Origin of the sequence: Phyllobacterium sp. (assembly GCF_037994425.1) — a bacterium.
GTDB lineage: Bacteria > Pseudomonadota > Alphaproteobacteria > Rhizobiales > Rhizobiaceae > Phyllobacterium.
Genome location: NZ_JBBNAM010000309.1, coordinates 1 through 3,321, shown reverse-complemented (window position 1 = coordinate 3,321; position 3,321 = coordinate 1). Strand labels below are relative to the sequence as shown.

The 3,321-nt window shown below is 55.6% G+C and carries 4 protein-coding genes; 3 read left to right on the top strand and 1 reads right to left on the bottom strand.

Annotated features, from left to right (window positions below; all coding sequences use genetic code 11):
- A partial coding sequence (locus tag AAAB35_RS20865; RefSeq protein WP_340670193.1) for a M24 family metallopeptidase occupies positions 1–1,060 on the top strand: 1,060 nt, incomplete at its 5' end.
- 2 nt (positions 1,061–1,062) lie between these two features.
- Positions 1,063–1,245, top strand: a complete 183-nt coding sequence (locus AAAB35_RS20860) for a hypothetical protein (protein WP_340670192.1) — start codon at positions 1,063–1,065, stop codon at positions 1,243–1,245.
- Positions 1,246–1,299: 54 nt separating this feature from the next.
- Here AAAB35_RS20860 and AAAB35_RS20855 read toward each other — a convergent pair whose 3' ends face one another.
- Positions 1,300–2,085, bottom strand: coding sequence for a creatininase (locus tag AAAB35_RS20855; protein ID WP_340670191.1), 786 nt, complete (start codon positions 2,083–2,085; stop codon positions 1,300–1,302).
- 96 nt (positions 2,086–2,181) lie between these two features.
- Between AAAB35_RS20855 and AAAB35_RS20850 the strand changes: the two genes are divergently transcribed.
- Positions 2,182–3,096, top strand: a complete 915-nt coding sequence (locus AAAB35_RS20850) for a LysR substrate-binding domain-containing protein (protein ID WP_340670189.1) — start codon at positions 2,182–2,184, stop codon at positions 3,094–3,096.
- Positions 3,097–3,321: the final 225 nt, after the last annotated feature.

The window sequence follows — 3,321 nt, the reverse complement described above, 5'->3', positions numbered from 1 at the left end:
TATCAACTACTACTCGGGTTGGCTTTACTGCTACTTCGGGCGAAAATACGGGATGGTGATCGATCATGACAGCGCGACCACCATCTCGGCAGGCATCGATGGTGGCCAGCCCTGGAGACGCAGCTTTGGCGACAACATTACATATACTGACTGGCGCAGGGACAATTATTACGGCGCAATCCGGCAACTCACCCCGGGTGCAAGGCGGATCGGAATTGAATTCGATCATGTTTCACTCGAGTTCCGCCGTCAGCTGGAAGAAGCGCTTCCGGGGGTCGAGTTCGTCGACGTCAGCCAGCCTTCAATGTGGATGCGGACCGTCAAATCTTTCGAGGAGCAATCGCTGATACGCGAAGGAGCGCGTGTTTGTGACGTCGGCGGCGCAGCCTGCGTGGAAGCGGTAAAGGCAGGCGTTCGCGAACATGAAGTAGCGATCGCGGCCACGAACGCCATGGTCAGGGAAATTGCCAAATCATTCCCATTTGTCGAACTCATGGATACATGGACGTGGTTTCAGTCCGGGATAAATACCGATGGTGCGCACAATCCCGTCACCAACAGGATCGTTCAGTCGGGCGATATCCTGTCGCTCAATACTTTCCCGATGATCTTCGGCTACTATACTGCACTTGAACGGACATTGTTCTGTGACCACGTGGATGACGCCAGTCTCGATATTTGGCTAAAGAATGTTGCCGTCCATCGCCGCGGGCTCGAACTGATCAAGCCAGGTGCAAAGTGCAAGGACATCGCCATCGAACTGAACGAGATGTACCGGGAATGGGATCTGTTGAAATATCGATCCTTCGGCTACGGCCACTCCTTCGGTGTGCTTAGCCATTACTATGGCCGGGAGGCTGGCGTTGAGCTGCGCGAGGATATCGAAACAGAACTGCAGCCCGGAATGGTCGTATCGATGGAACCGATGGTGATGCTTCCCAACGGGGTGCCGGGCGCCGGCGGCTATCGCGAGCATGACATTCTTATCGTTCAGGAATCGGGTGCAGAGAATATCACCGGTTTCCCGTTCGGTCCTGAACACAACATCATCAGGAATTGACGGTGGCGTTCTATATTCCCGTTGACTGGAAGGGCCGCTTCCTGACCCCTGGCGTACCTGTGCACACAACGCCAGAACCGGAACTGGATCCACAAGGCAAGCTGCCCATTGAAGACTGCGGGTTGGCTAGCGAAGAATCCGAGCGGCAAACTTATGACAGTGGAGCAACCAACAAGATCCGCTGACGTTTAAAATGCCTGTTGGCCGCGCCTTCGAAGCCGCGGCCAGCAAATAGAGCTTTATGGCGATGCAGGAAACTCCGTCTTGAGGGCAGCCACAATTGCGTCGGTGCAAACCGCAAGCAGTATCTCGCCCTTTTCACCAGACGCCTCCCTTGGAGACGAAAGCGTCCCACTCTTTGGCGTAAGCTCCCGGTTCACCGGATAGACATCGTATGGGGGGAAAACCGCTGGTGGGTGATCAACAGCGCGATCAAGATGCACGAATTGCGGATAAAGTGCCAGCATAAGCGACGTCTCGAGAACGCCTCCATGCTCCAGATCCCATCCCGGGAAACCCTGCGGATAGAGTTTGGCGATGGTGGCCTTGTCGACAAAATCCCAGTAGGACAGCACGACGATCTTCATGTCGTTGATGCCGCTCCAACCTAGCTCGCGAAGCGCAAGATCAATACCTTCCGTGATAAACCAGGCATTCTCGAAATGGCCATTCATCAGGCAGATACGACGCACGCCATGGCGTGCAAACTCCTTGATGACGTCTTTCAAGGCAGCGACAAGCGTCGCTCCATCCAGGCTCGTGGTGCCAGGCAGATGGTTGCCGCCACCAGATTTCTGATGGGATTTGTAGCCGTATGTAAAAGGCGGAGCGACCAGAGCACCCGTGGCCGTCGCAACGCGTCGGCAAAACTCCACGGGAAGCAGCACATCGACATTGAGTGGCATGTGGCAGCCATGTTGTTCCATGGCGCCGATCGGGAGCAGGATCGGGACACGGCCCTGTAGTACCGTTCGCTCATATTCCGGCCAGGATAGCTCGGCAGCAAACACAGTTTCTTGCGACATAATCATCTCCTACCTGTTGCGGGAGATAATGAATAAGAACGCTATGTGTGATATGTGAAATTTATAATGAACATGTTCACATAAGGATTTGTAATCGTGCGCAGCATCGTGAACTTTCAAACCGACCTCCTCAGGACATTCGTTTCGGTTATCGACCTCGGCGCCTTCACCAAGGCAGGGGAGGCGTTGGGAAGAACGCAGCCGGCTATTTCGCTCCAGATGCGCCGGCTGGAGGACATCGTCGGATCACCCCTCATGAAACAATCCGGACGCTCGTTCCTTCTGACCAGCGATGGCGAAATGCTGCTCAGCTACGCACGAGAAATTCTCCGGCTAAACGATGAAGCCGCATCCTATTTCAACCGGGCGAAAATTGCGGGCGTGCTGCGCATAGGCCTGCCCAACGATTATGCCGTCTCGTTTCTGCAGGGCGTCATTACCGAGTACACGCGCAGGCATCCCGGTATAGCGCTGGAGATCTATTGTGGATGGAGCGAGGAGATCCTCGAGCGCCTGAAGGCCGATGAACTTGATGTGGCGGTGGCGATGGCCAGTGGCGAGCGTGCGCAATATCTTTCGCGTTCCTGGATCGAGCGACCCATCTGGGCCGCTGCCGAGACGGCGCAGTTTGACCTTCCGGCCGGGGTAGCCTTGGCCGCCCATCCTGAAGGATGCGTTTACAGGGCGCGCATGATCGAAGCGCTTGATGCTGCGCATATTCGTTGGCGTGTGGCCTATTCGGGCTCCGGCATTGGCGGTCTGCAGAATGCGGTCGTCAATGGGCTTGGGGCATCGGCGCTGACCCGCTACACAATGCTTCCTGGTATGCGCACGCTCACCGAGGCCGACGGCTTTCCGTCGCTGGCGGAAATCCGCGTCGGCCTTTTCTACAAGCATCCCCGCCTTTCGGAAGCAGGTATCGGGCTTGTCAATCATCTGGTGGCGAAACTGGATGAGGCAGGCATTTCCGGCGACCCTGCGCAACGCGGGGGCGAACTTGTGAAACAATAAGCAATCGAAATGCAACAATAACCAGAATTAATTTTTCATATGGAAGGCGGCTTCTTATCCTCTGGATCAACCACATAAAGGGGAACGAGATGACCACCACCAAACCATTCGACATTTCTTCGACAAGACGCAGCGTCCTTAAGGGGGCAGGCCTCTTTGTTGGGACAGCACTTGCATCGCCTTACCTCATCCGCAAGGCTTTGGCCGATCCCGTCGAGTTGAACA

Coding starts and splice junctions, on each gene's coding strand:
- AAAB35_RS20855 (WP_340670191.1), bottom strand. CDS start 2,085: ATGTCGCAAGAAACTGTGTTTGCTGCCGAGCTATCCTGGCCGGAATAT.